Below are 16,627 nucleotides of genomic sequence, written 5' to 3'. Positions count from 1 at the left end.
CTTATTATTGGGGATCCTTGTCAAGGAAAGAAGCCAGTTCTTCTTCCACTTCTTCTACGCTGGGCAACGCTGATTTCAATTTCTCGGGAATCGCCTTGCTCAATTGGTAATCGCTGATGCCGATGGGCTGGTCATAGCCGGAAAGGGCATACTGGGCAACCACTTCGTCCTTTCCTCTGCACAACAAAAGACCGATGGTCTTGTTGTCGTGTTCTCCTCTCAACTTATCATCCACCACGTTGATGTAAAAGTTGAGTTGTCCGGCATATTCCGGCTTGAAAGGAGTGGCTTTCAATTCTATGACAATATATGCGTGCAACGGAATGGAATATAGAATCAGGTCGGCAAAGAAATCGCTGTTTCCGACTTGGAAGTGCTTCTGCCGGGCAACGAAGGCAAAACCGTTGCCCATTTCCAACAGGTAGCGGGTAACGTGTTTCACCAGCTGTTCTTCAATATCCCTTTCGTCTGCTTTTTCTTTGGCTCCTGCCAAATCAAAGATGTACGGGTCTTTGAGTAGGTAATTGGCAAGGTCGCTTTGTGGAGCCGGAAGTGTGGTCGTGAAATTGTTTACCTTGTTGTTGCTGATTTGTCGGCTATACAAATCACTGTCAATTTGCATTTTCAATACATTGCTGCTCCATCCCATTTCCACAGACTGCTTCATGTACCAGTAGCTTAGACCTAAAGGTAGCGAACTGTCAAGTATAGTCATTTGGCTTGTCCAGTTTATTTTGGCTATAGGAGAGGTCAAGAAAACTTCTTCTATTTCCCTGATTCCCATCCTGTAAATGGCAGACACGGTTTTTCCCACATCTTCAAATTGCGCAGGAACTTCCTGCGTAATTGCTAATGATTGACAATCAATCGATTGTATTTGCGCAGTAAGTTCCTGCGTAAATTGCTTGTCATTCAGTTTTAATACTTCATTGGTCACACTCTGTATGGTTGGGACAGACAGGCTTGCATCTGTTTCTATGAAACTTTGCAACGCTCTTAAAGGATATGCTTTTGCAAACTGGCACATATAGGTAAGGTTACGTTCCGAATAGCCTTTCTTTTCAGGGTAATGCAGTCGGATAGCCTTTGCCAACTGCTTGATGATTTTGCTTCCCCATCCGTGCAGCTGCTGGTGATAAAGGATGTAATTGCCTATCTTCCAGTAATGGAACAGCATTTGTGCATTGGCTGCAACAATCAGCCTTACTTGTGCCTGTTCTATTTCCGAACCGACCGCTTGTATGAATGCATCAAAATTCGTTTTCTCTATGTTGGATTCCTTGTTGCTCATATTGTGATGATAATTTCTACAAATATAGTCATTGATAACTATCTATGAAACTGTTTGATACTTTTATAGTTGATTAAACTTGTTCATGGCATTTGCCTTAATATCATCCGCTATGTCAATGTAGGGTTTCATAGCTTTGTAGTCGCTGTGTCCCGTCCATTTCATGACCACCTGTGCCGGGATTCCGAGAGCCAGCGCATTGCAGATGAATGTCCTTCTTCCTGCATGGGTACTGAGCAAAGCGTATTTGGGTGTGACTTCATCAATACGTTCATTTCCCTTGTAGTAGGTTTCCCGTACAGGCTCGTTGATTTCTGCCAGTTCGCCCAGCTCTTTCAGGTAATCGTTCATCTTCTGGTTGCTGATGACGGGCAGAGCCATGTAATTCTCGAAATGGATGTCCTTGTATTTGTCCAGTATGGCTTTGCTGTATTTGTTCAGTTCAATCGTCAGGCTGTCGGCAGTCTTGACTGTGGTTATTTCGATGTGGTCGGACTTCACATCGCTTCTTTTCAGATTGCGAACATCCGAATACCGCAAACTCGTAAAGCAGCAGAACAGGAAAACATCACGCACACGTTCCAGGTATTGCTTATCCTTGGGTATCTGGTAGTCTTTCAGCTTGTTCAGTTCATCCCAAGTCAGGAAGATTACTTTTTTCGAGGTGGTTTTCAGTTTCGGTTTGAATGTATCGTATGCAATGTTCTGATGATGTCCTTTCTTGAAGCTCCAGCGCAGGAACCATTTGAGGAATCCCATTTGCTTGCCGATGGTGCTGTTTCTCATATCCTTGGTATCACGCAGGAAGTTGACGTATTCGTTCAATCCAAACTCGTCGAAATAGTTGAACGTTGCATCCTCCTTGAACTCTTTGAGGTGGTTCCTCACTGCTGCAAATTTTTCATAGGTGGATGCCGTCCAGTTATTCTGGTTACCGCACTCTTTTACAAACTCATCGAATACCTCCCAAAAGCTGACAGGGGCTTCTTCCGGCTGTTCTTCGCTGGTGTCTTTCATTCTCATGTTGAAAGCTTCCTTCAACTGTTGGGTCGTTGGCATGACCTCCTGCACCTCAAATTCCTTGAAAATATTCTGGATTTCGGCATAGTATTTCAGCAAGTCCGTATTGATTTCGGCTGCACTCTGCTTTAGCTTGTTGGTACATCCGTTCTTTACCCGCTGCTTGTCTGCATCCCATTTGGCTACGTCAATCCGGTAGCCCGTTGTAAACTCGATGCGTTGGCTGGCAAAGATGACACGCATACGGATGGGTACGTTCTCTACGATTGGCACACCGTTCTTTTTCCGGCTCTCCAATGCAAAAATGATGTTGCGCTTGATATTCATAATTGGGTGCGTTTGAAATTCTACACCCAAATATACACCCAATTATTGAGATAGCAAAAGACATTTAGAAACATTTAGTTTTACTCTATGTTGTAATTTGCACTTGATTATCAGTTGTTTGCGGTTTTATGAGATTCTGTGAAAGTATAAGTTCGAGAGCCTGTCTCTCCGCTGAAAAGCAGCAAGTTAGCTGCTTTTTATTTTATAGGGAAGCGAATTTTCCCCTTAAGGAGAGGTGCTCGAGTGGTTGAAGAGGCACGCCTGGAAAGCGTGTATACCCCTAAAGGGTATCACGAGTTCGAATCTCGTTCTCTCCGCATTTTCATTATTTTTTTGATTATTTGATGAAAACGGCCGTCTTGATTTGTCAGGAGAGTCGTTTTTTTGTGTTGTATAGAGATACCGGGAAAATAAACCTGCCTTTGACGGGGGCTTTAGGTAAATAAATGTTTATCTTCGTATTTAATAGGTAGCAAACCTAAAAAAGATATTGAAGTATGAGACGAATTTTACTGGGACTATGTTTTTTATCTTTCCTCAATAGTGCGTCCGGACAAGAAATTCCCTTGCCGGAGAGTATGCCGCAGGCTCATCCGAGAGTGCTGACTACACCGGAAGGGAAGCAGGAAACGTGGAACTTGATTAAGACTGAAGAATGGGCAAAGGATGTTTTCGATAAGCTGAGAGAGCGTACGGAGAAATATACCGATCTGACGGCCACCCGGCCGGATTGGTTGTTGTCGCGTCTGGCTATGTATTGGAAATCCCATGCTACTGAGGTGTATATAAAAGGTGAAACTTTCGACCATGCGGGCGGTGAGAAAGCTCCGTATCCTACCGTGCGCTATACGGGAACACGTGGAACTGCCGCTACTCACGGCCGTCCCCGACTGGCAGATATTGTGCCGTACGATGATGATGATAACGGGAATGTGACATTCTGTAATAATGCGCTTCCCGACCGTCCTATGGAGAGTGTGCATCCGTCTAAAACCGGACGTAACATCGAAAGTCTGAATTGTGAGATATTGGGAATCGCCCGTGATGCTGCTTTCCTCTATTGGATGACGGAGGAGGAGAAATTTGCAAAGTTGGCAGCCGGAGTGTTCGATACTTATATGACGGGTATTTATTACAGAAATGTTCCGGTTGATCTGAATCACGGTCATCAGCAGACACTGGTGGGACTGACTTCCTTTGAAGTGATCCATGAAGATGCGTTGCATATCGCTGTCCCTCTATACGACTTCCTGTATGATTATCTGAAAGCAAACTACCCGCAGAAGATGGAAATCTACGCCGGAGCATTCAAGAAATGGGCGGACAATATCATAGCGAACGGAGTGCCGCATAATAACTGGGATTTGTTGCAGGCACGGTTTATCATGAATGTGGGGCTGGTGCTGGAAGACAACAAGGCGTATGCCGACGGGAAAGGACGGGAATATTACATAGACTATGTGATGAACCGTTCCAGCATTCGTCAATGGAGCTTGACGCGTCTTGCCGAATATGGTTTTGACTCTAAAACGGGTATCTGGGCGGAATGTCCGGGATATAGCAGTGTGGTGATTAATGATTATGCCAATTTCGTGAATCAGTTTGACAACAACCTGCGATATGATTTGGTGAAGGCGATGCCTGTATTGTCGAAAGCGGTAGCGACAACCCCTCAATATCTGTTTCCCAACCGTATGATTTGCGGTTTCGGAGATACGCATCCGGGGTATCTGAACACTAATTTCTTTGTCCGTATGATACAGAATGCACAGGCAAACGGGAAGAAGGAACAGGAAGACTATTTCACTGCCTTGTTGAAATGCCTGAATCCCGGTGCCGGAAATGAGAAAGCGGAAAAGAAGAATGTGCGGGTGTCTGTCAATTCTTTTTTTGAAGATAAGCCATTGACGCTGAATCCGGAGGTGCAGGCGGGAAAGATAGAAGAATATGTCTCTCCTTTGTTCCATGCACCTAACGTCTCTTGGCTGGTGCAGCGAAATGGTATGGATCCGCGCAGCAGTCTGATGATTTCGCAGAATGGAAGTGAGGGCAACCATATGCACGCCAACGGCATTTCTATGGAACTTTACGGAAAAGGATATGTGCTGGGACCCGATGCGGGTATCGGTCTTTCCCTGTATAGCGGGTTGGATTATGCGGAATATTATTCTCAGTTTCCGAGTCATAATACGGTTTGCGTAGATGGAATATCGAGTTATCCGGTGATGAAAAGCAATCATTCTTTTGAGTTGCTCTCCTGTTTCCCGGCTTCGGCGGAACCGGGTGGGGAGTTTACCTCTGTCACATACAGCAACCTCTATTTCCGCGAACCGGAAAGCAGGGCGGATCAGACGCGTATGATGGGTATCGTCACCACTGCTCCGGAAACGGGGTATTATGTGGATGTGTTCCGCAGCCGGAAAGAAAAAGGAGGGGACAAGATGCATGATTATTTTTATCATAATCTCGGGCAGACGCTCACATTGACCGCTGCCGACGGAACGGATCTGAATCTGCAGCCTACGGAGGAACTGGCGTTTGCCGGTGCGCATCTTTATGCCTATTCTTATTTATATGATAAGAAAGTGGCGGCTACCGGCAAGGATGTGAAAGCGACCTTTACCATTGATATGAAAGATAAGGGAGGCGATGATATATCCATGAATCTCTGGATGAAGGGAGAGCCGGACCGTGAAGTCTTTACGGCTCTGTCGCCTATGACCGAAGGGTTGAGCCGTACACCCGGTATGCCTTATAATATAAAGGAGCAACCCACATTGACTTTTGTTGCCCGCCAGCATGGAGAGGCTTGGAACCGTCCTTTTGTCGCTGTTTATGAACCGAGTACACGGAAAGAGCCGTCGGCCATTCAGGCTGTGTCCTACTTTGATGCGGAGGAAACCGCTCTGACGGATTTTGCCGGAATCTGCGTGAAAAGCAAGAATGGGCGTACAGATCATATCTTCTCGCTTTCCGACGCTACGCAGACGGCTACTTATCAAGGGATGAAAGTAAAAGCGGATTATGCGGTAATCAGTAACCGGTATGCGGGAGATAACCGTACGCTGTTTATGGGTAACGGAACGCAACTGATAGCACCGGGAGTCAGTATCCGTACTTCTGTTCCCGCCAATGTTCTGCTCGAACAGAAGGAAGGGAAATGGTATATCTTGTCTTCCGCTTCTTGCACGGTGGTGATCGGCGGCAAGAAGATGAAAGTGGAAGCTGCGCAGAAGACAAAAAGATGTATATCCTGTCCATAGATTGATAATATTGTAATGTATTGGCAGACTGCTAAGGAAATATTGCAATAAAAAATAAAAAAAACGTAGGCAAACGTTGTGAATGCCATATTTTTTCTAAATTTGCGGCTTCTTGTCTGATTCGGAAGAAACGGACAGGAAGTCCTTATTTATATAGGGTGGATATTTAGTGGGAAATATTTAGTGGGAAAATAATTATGGTATATGCACTGAGAAATGGTCGCAGAGTGGTCGCTCTGTTGTCATTTCTGTTATTGTGTTGTGGGGTACATGTACACGCACAACGAGTGGCTGTGAAAACGAACACGTTGGGATGGCTGACTGCCAGCCCTAATGTCGAGGCCGAATTTGTTTTGGGTCGTCATATCTCTCTCAATATGGGAGTCGCTGCGAATCCGATCAGTACAGACAATTTTAAAACTACTTTCACACATTTTCAGCCGGAAGTACGTTATTGGTTAAACCGTCCGATGGTGAGCCATTTTCTAGGTGTCACCGCTTTTGCGAACAATTTTAATATGCTGGTTAAAGATGTGCATCACAAAGGCGATGCGCTGGCAGTCGGTTTGACGTACGGTTATGCTTGGGTGCTGAACGATCATTGGAATATTGAGGCGACGGCAGGTATCGGGGTGATGCGCTACCGCCAGTTTAAGTACGACAAGGGTGCTCCGAAACCGGATGCGGCGAATGACAGTAAGACAACGCTGGCACCAGTGAAGCTGGGAGTGTCTTTTGTGTATATAATCCGGTAACGGAACGAACATTTATAGTTAGAAAAGAGAATGAAAATCAATTGTAAACGTGATAGATTAATCGGAATCCTCCTGGCAGCCATGCTGCTACTCGGTGCGGATGCGTACGCCCAACGTATGCGTGTGCAAGGACACGTCACCAACCAACAGGGAAAAAGTATTCCGAACGTGAATATTATAGATCCTGTGACGAATGAACGCATTGAAATCTCCGATGAGGACGGACGCTACAGTGTGCTGGCGGAACGGCACGGATCGTTGAAATATACCTGTGTCGGGTATGAAGACAAGACGGTCAAGGTGGGCGGAAAGCAGATTATCAACGTGGTGCTCAAAGATGCGGTCATTGAACTTGACGAGGTGACTGTGATTTCAAAAGTGAAGGATAAAGTGGTGCCCGAGCCTACGGACATTGAGATAAAAGGTAATTACTTCCATCTGAAAACCCGTGTGCCGGTGCCTAAGGAGATGTTCACTTCCAACCGCCGTTTGGTGTTGCAACCTTCTATCTATGATGTGACACAGAAGAAGCGTTTGCTGTTACGTCCCGTGGTGTTCGACGGAGGTACATATAATACTACCCAGCGGCGTATGTATGATTATAATATCGAACAGGACCCGCTGCACGAATACATACAGGTGAAGACTACTTCCTCGCGGAACGGGGATATTATCGCCTATCATGATTCTATCTATATAGAGTATCTGCAACATGATTATCGTGCGGATGTGCATCTTGCGATGGAGAATTACCGTGCTATTATCTATCGGGATTCTTTCTCTATCGCACGCGGTACTGTCAATCCGTTGCGTTTCCTGGAATATAAATTCTCCGCTTTCAATCTGACGGATGAGAAATATCTCCCCAAACCTGTGATGCAATTGAGGGATACCAAAGGAGAAGTCAACTTGACTTTCGTTGTGGGAAAAGCTGATCTGGATGATAAGAATCCACAGAATCAGGTGGAACTGAATCGTTTGAATCAAGAGTTGCATGCTATCGAGATGAATCCGGAGGCTTCATTGAAAAGTTTCCATATTACGGGTGTCGCTTCACCGGACGGTTCGTATGAATCGAATCTGCGACTGGCTAAGTTGCGTACGGACAAGGCGCTGGACCGTATCTTGTCGCAACTCGACCCGGAGACCCGCAAACTTCTGGAGGTGAAATCGGACGCGTCGGTCGCTTCGTGGAAAGAAGTGGCGGAGTTGCTGCGGAAAGATTCCAGACAGGATACGGCCGACGAGATCACGGAATTGATTAAGCGATACGGAGAAAAGAATTACCAGTTGAATCGCGCGCTGAAATCGAAACCTTTTTATAAGGAGGTTGCTGCTGTGTATCTGCCTAAGTTGAGAAAAGTGCAGTACACTTACGGATATTCTATTTTCCGTTCTTTGACGGATGAGGAAATTATGCAGCTCTATAAGAAAGATCCGAAGGAGCTGACACGTTTTGAATATTACCGGATGATTGCAACGGCTAAAACGCCGGATGAAAAAGAGAGGTATTGTAAAGAAGCTCTTGAATTGTACGATAACTTTACGTATGCGGCGAATGAGCTGGCTGTGTTGAATATTCAGAAAGATACGCCGGACTCCAAGATTCTTGAACCGTTCGTCAGCAAGTCGGCTCCGGTGGAATTGCTTTCCAATCAGGCGATTGCCCTGTTGCATGAAGGTAAATATACGAAGGCTGATTCTGTGTTGACACTGCTTCCGGAGGGAGTTGTTGCCGATGATTTGCAGGCGATCGTTCAGGCGATGGCAGGCTATTACGACGATGCGTTTGAGAAAGTGGCGGCTACCAGTCCTTTCAATGAAGTGATCATGTTGCTGGCGATGAAGAAGAATAAGGAAGCATGGGAGAAGGCTTCGCAGCTGGATACGGGCTCGGCTCGCGAGTATTATGTGAAGGCTATCGCTGCCAACCGTATGGAAAAGGTGGGTGAAGCACTTATGTATATTGAGAAAGCTTTGGAACTGGATCCTTCCTTGCTGGAGACCGCGAGAGTGGACGGTGACATTATTGACCTGTTGCCCGAAGAGCAGAAAATAAAGAATGATAATACAACGAAAGAGTAAATGATGGATATCCTCAGAATCAAAAATAAATATGCGGCAGTGGCATTGTTCTTGATGTTGTCTGTTGCTTTGCAGGCACAGGATTATGGTGCATTGAAATATATGTTGCAGAAAAGACCTGCCAATGAGAGGTTTGAAAGTAATAAATTCAATGAACACCTCTTTTTCTCTGCCGGGCTGGGACCTTACGGTTTGCTGACGAGCGGAGGACAGGATGGCATGGGAATGACAGCCAATGCTTTTATAGGCAAATGGTTCACTCCTGTTCATGGGGCGCGTCTGGGAGCGGCTTTGGGCTATTTGCCGTCGGAAGTATATAACAGTAAGATAAAAATGGTAGGAGGCAGCTTCGACTACCTGCTGAATATATCTTCTCTTACATTCGGATACAACGAACAGCGCAGGTTCGAACTTTTGGGTATAGCGGGAGTTGAAGCCGGCTATTCCAGGGCCAATGACAATTCGGCCGGTGATAATCCGGCTGTGAAGAATGGACATGAGTTCTATTATGGTGTCCGTATGGGATTGCAGGGGAATATCCGTCTTTCACGGACACTCGATTTATTTGTCGAACCCCGAATCGGATGGTATAACGATGGATTGGGGCATACGGAAAGTTGGAGAAACTATAAAATGGGAGGATCGGTCTTGGTGGGCCTGACCTATATGCCTGCTGCGGCGATGGGTAGGAAGATTCATTTTGACAACTTCGATAACAGCTCATTCCTCAATCATATGTTTGTCTCGTTGTCCGGTGGAATCAGTACGCTGAAAATGCCGGGGATAAAGAATACACTCAAAGGATTCGGACCGCAGTTCTCTGCCGGAATCGGTAAATGGTTCAGTCCGTCGTCGGGAGTACGCTTGTCCGGAACCGTTGGCTACAGCGATACGCCTGCCGGTAGTGCGAGCAGCTATTTCAAGCATATAGACCTGCATGCCGATTATTTGCTGAATATCAATAATATACTTTGGGGATATGACGAACAGAGGCTTTTCACTTTGATCGGTATAGCCGGTGTCAATCTGTCCGGGACAAAAGGAGTGGCGCAGACAGCCAAGTATGCACCGGGATTGGGTATCGGGCTTCAAGGAAGTTTCCGGTTGAACCGTTCCGTAGATTTGTTTGTGGAACCCCGCCTTAATGTTTATCAGAAGAGATATGCCGGTGGATGTGGTTTCGGTAGTACAGACCAGCTCGGAGAACTGAACTTCGGTGTGACGTATCACACAATAGACCGTGCAGCCCGTCCTCAGAATGGATTCTCAAGCAATCATATTGCCGACAATCTATTCATGACGTCAGGTATCGGGGCACAGTTATTCCTGAATAAGACTAATCTGAAACATCTCGCTGCATGGGGACCGCAACTTTCCGCTTCTATCGGAAAATGGTTTACTCCGTATTCCGGTCTGCGACTGGTAGGGACGGGAGGTTTCTTCTCCAATTATTTGCTTCCGACAGATATGGAGGCGGAGAGACTCAGACATTTCACCGTAACCGGAGGATTGGATTATTTATGGAATATCACTTCTACCATGAGCGGATATGATCCGGAACGTATTTTTGAACTGATCGGTTCGGTAGGATTTAATCTGGCTTATACGTCGAATTCAGAGCATAAGTTCCAGCCGGGACTCAATGCGGGGGTACAGGGAGTATGGCACATCAATGATTTCTTCGGTTTGTATCTCGAACCGCAAATCCGCCTGTATCGTGATAAGTTTATCGAAGGAAATCTGGATTTCATGCAGAAGGATGTGATGGTGGGGATCAATGCCGGTTTCCATTATCGTTTTGTTCCTTATTCCAAAGCGGTCAATCGCAGTGTGTTTGAGAAAGATGACAAACGGTATTTCATATCGGGAGCATTGGGCGTAAGCAGTCTGCTGGTTGCCAATCGGGATTTGGTAAAGAATATGGGTGTGGAAGCTAAGGGTAGTATCGGAAAATGGTATACTCCGCTTTCTGCATGGCGTGTGAACGGAACAATCATGTATAAGGCGAAAACACCGGATAAGTTGAATCTTCATTATGCTGGGTTAGGAATGGATTATATGATGAGTCTCGCTACTTTGGCGAAGGGATATAGCCGGGATCACGTGATAGATGTTGTTCCTTTTGTCGGAGTGACAGCCGGATTGGTACGTCGTAGAGGTGAATTTAAAGCAGTTCCGGGAATTGACGCCGGTGCGCAAGTCAAACTGAAACTGGGCTCTTCCCTCGATTTCTATGTGGAACCCAAAGTAGGCATTCGCACGGACACGTATGATGGTATGGATCAGGGAAGACCCGACTGCGTTGCTTCTATGGTGGGAGGATTGATTTACAAGTTTAAAATGCCTACCTTTAAATAAAGTTAGCATTCTACTTACAAAAACACAGCTGTATATTCGATAAAAACAAATTCAAGAGTGAAAGTTTTGTCGCTCTTTACTTGATTTTGTCTGCTGACTGTTATCTTTGTTTCAAAATAATAGTGGAGTAGGATAAGGGGATTTCATTTTTCGTTCGTACTAATAATAGTACTACAAAAAAGAAAACTATGAAGATTCGAATATGCATATTGATTATTATATGGGGGATATTATATCCGGAGTATCTGAGCTCGCAGGAATCCCCTTACGTATTCCGGCAAATCGGAGTTGTCGAAGGATTGCCGGATAACTATGTCAAGAGTGTTTTTCCTATTCCCGACGGACGTATCGGGGTGAGAAGCACTGTGTTGCTAAGCCTGTATGACGGTGCGAACTATTCAAATTTCCCTTTCAATATTCATGGTGAATATCCGATAGTATATAACCACATCATTCCCGAACAATATATTGATACCGATAAACGTTTGTGGATGAAAGAACGTAAAAGCCTGCGCGTTTTTGATTTGACTACCGAACAGTATATCTATAATGTAGATTCACTGTTTCTTCAGTTCGGGCTGAAAGATAGGGTGGAGGATCTGATTATTGATTCCGAGAAGCGTTATTGGTTTCTCACGCCGGGATCTTCCGTCTATACGTATGATACGGAAACGAAATCGGCAGAACTGGTTTGCAGGAATGATGAGTTTATGGAATATTATGGCGGACTGTTGGGAATAGAAAGTCACGGCAACTATAGTTGGATGGTGCATCAGAAAGGGGCTATCCGCTGCTATGATTGGGAGAAGAAACGTTTTGTTCAGGAACTCGATTTCTTGAAAGGCCAGCTGAAACCGGATGACCGTGTTGTCTTACGGATACTCGATAACGGTGACTTCTGGCTGATGTGGGATCGGGGGATAGGTTACTATGATGTTTATAATAAAAAATGGAACCCGATTTCAAGTATCCGGTTGGGACATTATTCATGGTTCACCTCAATGGATGTGGATAAAGGTGGAAATGCATGGGTAGGAACCGTTATTGACGGATTTTATGTAATTGATATGCATAATTTCTCCGTAACTCAAATACTGGATATACCTTTGTTGTCAGGCAACAGAGTGAGAAATGCAGTTCAGAGCATTTATTGCGATCATGAGAATAATTCTGTCTGGATGGGGCTTTACAATCAGGGAATGTGCTATTACCATCCCAGCATGAACAAGATAATGCTGTGTAATAAGAAAATGATTCGCGGAGACTGGAAAGGAGAGGAGATCCGTTGTATGTTGGAGACTTCGAAAGGCGAGATTCTTATGGGAACCACTTCGGGACTGTATCGTTACGAACCGGCAACACGGAGCTTGAACAGGCTATATAATGAATTCAATCAAAAGAATTGCCGTGTCCTCTACGAAGACAAAGAAAACCGTATCTGGGTGGGGACCTATCATGACGGATTATATTGTATAGAACATGGGAAAGTAAGATCTTATGACTATCCGGACACGGATTATCAGAATGAGTTGGATTTCAGTAATATACGTGTTATGGTCGAGGATCCTTCCGGACGGTTGTGGGTGAGTATATACGGAGGTGTAGGCTTGTTCAATCCGGAGAATGGGCAGATAAAACTATTATCCGAACAGTTTCCCGAGCTGAAGAAATATAAAGTAGCCAATGCGTTGGCTATTGACGACCGGTCCCGATTGGTAGTGGGTAGCGATAATGGCTTGTATATCTATGATCCTGCAAAAAATACAATCTGGATATCCGAACAGGATGGACAAGCCAATTCAATCTTTAATCAAGGAAGTATGAAGTATAACCAGATATTGAAAGATCATGAAGGTACTTTATGGTTTGCTACCCAATACGGTTTGAATGTCCTTACCCATCATGGGCAAAGTTATACATTGGGGAAAGAAGAAGGGTTGTCACAAGCTATCCTGAATGTGGTGGAAGATAAAAATCATGATATATGGATATCGACAGTCACTTCTATCTATAAGATAAAAGTAGACCGTAAGACAGATAAATACAGTTTTCACGTTGTCAGTTATTTGTCCGAAGATGAGATCCGGCAGGATGATTTATATAGCTTTCCTTCTCTGATAACCCGTGACAATCAACTCTTCTTAGGCTTGATGAATGGATTTATTGTCTTTTCTCCTGAGAATATGGTTGATAACCAATGCCTCAATCGGCCTTTATTCACTTCATTCCGCCTGTTCAATGTTCCGGTAGTGTCGGGAGAGGAATATAATGGGCGCATATTGTTTGACAAAGCATTGAGTTATTCGGATGCAGTGCAATTGGAATATGATGAGAATTATGTAACACTTGAATTTTCGGGACTGAACTTCTCTAATCCTTCTCAGACTTCTTTTCGTTATCAGTTGGAAGGCTTTGATAAAGAATGGATTGAAACATCGTTTGAGAATGGACAGGGACGTGTTGTGTATAATAATCTTCCGTCTGGCGAATATGTTTTCCGTGTGTCCGCAGCCGGAAACGACCGGATATGGGGACCGGAGTCTGAATTCAGAATTGTGATTCATCCTCCGTTTTGGGATACATTGGCTGCCCGCATCCTCTATGCCGTTTTGGGGATTTTGTTGGTCTTCGGTCTTATTTATGTGATTAACCGCCGTAATCGGCAGAAGATGATCCGTATGCAAGAAGAGGAAGCTTTGAGGCAGAAAGAAGAGTTGGACCAGATGAAATTCCGTTTCTTTACCAATATCAGTCATGAGCTTCGTACTCCGCTGACACTGATTATCACTCCGTTGGATATGATGATACGCCGTTTGACGGATGAGACGATGAAAAAGCAACTGAATACAATTTATAAGAATGCTCAAAACCTTTTGTCATTGGTAAATCAATTACTGGATTTTCGTAAACTTGAAATGAAGGGTGAGAGATTGCATTTGATGAATGGCGATATGGAGGAGTTTATTGTTTCTGCCTACAATAATTTTATGCCGATGGCTGTAGAGAAGCATCTTAACTTTGTAAACCAGTCGGAACACAGAGCGCTTTATATGTTTTTCGATCGGGATAAAGTACATAAAATTGTAAATAATCTCTTGTCCAATGCCTTTAAGTACACTCCGGAGGGAGGAACCGTGAACTTATTACTTGCGACGGAGGAAGTGGAAGGGAGAAACTATGTGAGAATATCGGTATCCGACACAGGAATCGGAATATCCGAGTCCGATCTTCCCTACATCTTTGACCGTTTCTATCAGGTTGGCAATGAAGGGGATGAAAAGATAGGCAGTGGTATCGGACTCCATCTGGTCAGGGAATATGTGAATATTCACGGTGGGCGTATAAAGGTTGACAGTCAGATGGATCGCGGGTCGGTCTTCACCGTTTGGTTACCTATGGATTTGACACCTGAACCGGATGAGCTGCCGGATGAAATAACTGATATGGAATCGACGGGTATGAAAGAAAAGGAAACCGTTGTATCTGCGTCAGATGAGAATATAAAGAAATTGTTGTTGGTAGAAGATAATCAGGAATTCCGTACTTTCCTGAAAGAGCAGTTGGAGGATTTTTATCGGATAGTGGAAGCGGCGGATGGTGAAGAAGGGGAAAGAAAGGCGATTGAAGAAAATCCCGATCTCATTATCAGTGATATCATGATGCCGAAAGTGGATGGTATCGAACTTTGCCGCCGAATCAAGACGAACGTGCAGACATCCCATATACCTGTGATATTATTGACAGCCCGTACTGCCGATGATATCAAGATAAACAGCTACGAAGTAGGAGCCGACTCTTATATGTCGAAACCTTTCAACTTTGATATGCTGATGGTACGCATTGAGAAGTTGATAGAACAGCAGGAAAGGAGGAAACAGGAATTCCGTAAGAATATAGAAGTAAATCCGAGTGCTATCACAATTACTTCCGTAGACGAGCAATTGATACAGAAATGCTTGGAATACATAGAAAAGAACATGGACAATCCGGAATATGGTGTAGAGGAGTTGAGTGGCGATTTGGGGATGGTACGCATGAGTCTTTATCGTAAGCTGCAATCCATAACCGGACATACCCCGACGGACTTTATCCGCAGTATCCGTTTGAAACGGGCAGCGCAATTATTGCAAGGAAGCCGATTGCCGATCATCGAAATAGCGAATCGGGTAGGATTCAGCTCTTCCAGTTATTTCTCGAAGTGTTTTAAAGAAATGTTTGGGATGTTGCCTAAGCAATATGCAGAAGAGACTGGAAAAAAAGAATGACATTATAGTTACGTTTATTAGTTTAATTATTACATTTGTGCCAATTTATAATAAATAGTGATATGAAAGTATTAGTTTTAATTTCATTGGTAGGAGGTTTGTTGTTGTCCTCTTGCGGAGGTAGTTCAAAAAATAGTGCGAACAGTCAGGAAGTAAATCCGGCAGATACAATTTATCTGGGTGATTTACGTGAGAAGTTTGCAGGGGATAGTATTTTCTTTAAAGTAGTGGCTCCGGATCTGATGTTGATGGATTATCAATATTTCTGGGCAGTGACGGAATCGGACGCAATAGAAAAAGGTCTGACGAAAGAATATTATAAGCGCGTCAAGAAAGAAATCACCGAAACAAATGAGGCCATTAAAAAAGGTGTCATGAAAGGTGCGGATGTGAAACGTATTCCGGATTTTCAGGCTGCGCAGTAAAGCAAATACCAGAGATAATCTGCATCTGTGGCGAATCATGCCACAGACTTATGCAAAGTACAGAACAGGGGAGTCGCCAAATGTAACGGCCTCCCCTTTTTTTTGTTACTATGAAACCTGCATTTATGCCGATGGAATGGGGATATTTTGCAAAAAAACACGCTTGTTACCATAGTTTTGTTTTCTGTTACTTTTGTGCTATTTGTTTTTAAAACTTGTTTTTACTTTTGTAACATCGTTATACGGATAAATTTAATGCCATGAGTAAACAACAAGCTACATTTGACGACTTCTTTTCAGAGTGCTACCTGAAATATCGGGAGCATATCAAAAACTATATCGCTCTTCGTATTTGCCGTCCGTATGAAGCGGAAGATTTGGCACAGGATGTTTTTGTCCGCTTGTGGGAATACAGAATGTTTGTAAAACCCGACACTGTCTGGTCTTTGCTTTTTACGATTGCCCGTAATATTGTGACTGATCAGATACGCCGTTATTATAAGCAGGAAGATTTTGTTGCTTATATATATAATAAGGTGAACGACTCTGATAGAAACACGACGGAGGATGTAATCTGTTATCGTGAACTGAAAGAAAAGCATGAGGAGGTGGTGAAAAGTCTTCCTGCCAAGCGCCGCCGGATTTACGAGTTGAGTTTTAATCATGAGCTATCTTGCCCTGCTATTGCAGGAAAATTGTCTTTGTCTCCTCGTACGGTAGAGTGTCAGTTATTGTTGGCGCGTAAGACTGTACGTGGTTGTTTGCGGAATGAATTTTCCCAAGTCGGTTAAATACCGTCTCGGAATAAAGCATATTAACTTTAATAATTTAATAGTAT

Annotated in this window: 9 protein-coding genes and 1 tRNA gene; 8 read left to right on the top strand and 2 right to left on the bottom strand. The window is 44.2% G+C overall.

Features of this window, described 5'->3' with window-relative positions; genetic code table 11:
- Positions 1-4: 4 nt before the first annotated feature.
- Together H8S63_RS06565 and H8S63_RS06560 are read right to left on the bottom strand one after the other, a co-directional pair.
- Positions 5-1,291, bottom strand: coding sequence for a YhcG family protein (locus tag H8S63_RS06565; protein ID WP_007756662.1), 1,287 nt, complete (start codon positions 1,289-1,291; stop codon positions 5-7).
- Between the two features lie 63 nt (positions 1,292-1,354).
- Entirely contained in the window at positions 1,355-2,638 is a 1,284-nt protein-coding gene (locus H8S63_RS06560; RefSeq protein ID WP_007756660.1) for a site-specific integrase, read from the bottom strand.
- A gap of 229 nt (positions 2,639-2,867) precedes the next feature.
- On the opposite strand from H8S63_RS06560, the gene H8S63_RS06555 reads away from it, so the two are divergent.
- The 8 genes from H8S63_RS06555 to H8S63_RS06520 all read left to right on the top strand — a co-directional run bounded on the left by H8S63_RS06555 (position 2,868) and on the right by H8S63_RS06520 (position 16,580).
- Positions 2,868-2,955: transfer RNA gene (locus tag H8S63_RS06555), tRNA-Ser, on the top strand.
- A gap of 180 nt (positions 2,956-3,135) precedes the next feature.
- Positions 3,136-5,901, top strand: a complete 2,766-nt coding sequence (locus H8S63_RS06550; protein ID WP_186926216.1) for a heparinase II/III family protein — start codon at positions 3,136-3,138, stop codon at positions 5,899-5,901.
- A 197-nt stretch (positions 5,902-6,098) separates the two neighbouring features.
- On the top strand, positions 6,099-6,656 hold the full coding sequence (locus H8S63_RS06545; RefSeq protein ID WP_022274980.1) for a DUF3575 domain-containing protein: 558 nt from the start codon (positions 6,099-6,101) through the stop codon (positions 6,654-6,656).
- A gap of 30 nt (positions 6,657-6,686) precedes the next feature.
- Positions 6,687-8,741 carry a tetratricopeptide repeat protein gene (locus H8S63_RS06540; protein WP_186926215.1) on the top strand — a complete coding sequence of 685 codons (2,055 nt, stop codon included), beginning with the start codon at positions 6,687-6,689 and terminating at the stop codon, positions 8,739-8,741.
- A 3-nt stretch (positions 8,742-8,744) separates the two neighbouring features.
- Positions 8,745-11,099, top strand: a complete 2,355-nt coding sequence (locus tag H8S63_RS06535; protein ID WP_186926322.1) for a hypothetical protein — start codon at positions 8,745-8,747, stop codon at positions 11,097-11,099.
- 188 nt (positions 11,100-11,287) lie between these two features.
- Positions 11,288-15,364, top strand: a complete 4,077-nt coding sequence (locus tag H8S63_RS06530; RefSeq protein ID WP_186926214.1) for a hybrid sensor histidine kinase/response regulator transcription factor — start codon at positions 11,288-11,290, stop codon at positions 15,362-15,364.
- A gap of 62 nt (positions 15,365-15,426) precedes the next feature.
- Positions 15,427-15,789, top strand: a complete 363-nt coding sequence (locus tag H8S63_RS06525) for a hypothetical protein (RefSeq protein ID WP_186926212.1) — start codon at positions 15,427-15,429, stop codon at positions 15,787-15,789.
- Positions 15,790-16,049: 260 nt separating this feature from the next.
- Positions 16,050-16,580, top strand: coding sequence for a sigma-70 family RNA polymerase sigma factor (locus tag H8S63_RS06520; RefSeq protein ID WP_007754243.1), 531 nt, complete (start codon positions 16,050-16,052; stop codon positions 16,578-16,580).
- The last annotated feature ends 47 nt before the right edge of the window (positions 16,581-16,627 follow it).

The organism is Bacteroides sp. NSJ-39, assembly GCF_014287315.1.
GTDB classification, from domain to species: domain Bacteria; phylum Bacteroidota; class Bacteroidia; order Bacteroidales; family Bacteroidaceae; genus Bacteroides; species Bacteroides finegoldii.
Note: the sequence above shows the minus strand (reverse complement) of the source record. Positions and strands in the feature narration are given on the sequence as shown.